Genomic DNA, 570 nt, shown 5'->3' with positions numbered 1-570 from the left:
CAAAGCCCTTTCAGCAAGTGGCACCGCTCCCGCTAGTGCCGTTTCTGAACATGAGCAAAAGCAGGTAAAAGTTCTTCAGCTGATTACAGCTTATCGTATTCGTGGTCACCAAGTTGCTAAGCTTGATCCGTTAGATTTGATGAAACGTCAGGAAATAGAAGATCTTGATCTTAGCTATCACGGATTGAGTGAGGCAGATCTTGATACCGAATTCCAGACAGGTAGCTTGGCGTTTGGTGATGAGACCTTGCCTTTGCGCGAGATTCTTGATGGTTTGAAAAGTACTTATTGCGCGTCTATTGGTGCGGAGTATATGCATATCGTTGATACCAAGGTTCGTTCTTGGTTTCAGGCGCGTCTTGAGTCCGTCCGTGGCAAACCTGACTTTGAGCGGGATACACGAATTCACTTGCTTGAGCGACTAAGTGCTGCAGAGGGTTTAGAGAAATACTTGGGATCTCGTTACCCTGGTACAAAGCGGTTTGGTCTTGAGGGTGGTGAGAGTTTAATTCCGTTAATCGATGAATTGATTCAGCGTGCAGGCGGTTACGGTGCGAAAGAGATTGTCAT

1 pseudogene is annotated in these 570 nt (G+C 46.5%); it reads left to right on the top strand.

Annotation, left to right across the window (positions count from 1 at the left end):
• A pseudogene (locus A3751_RS23325) lies at positions 1 to 570 on the top strand (2-oxoglutarate dehydrogenase E1 component); the annotation flags it as partial.

The organism is Oleiphilus sp. HI0080 (assembly GCF_001635135.1).
This window is presented reverse-complemented; position numbering and strand designations above follow the sequence as displayed.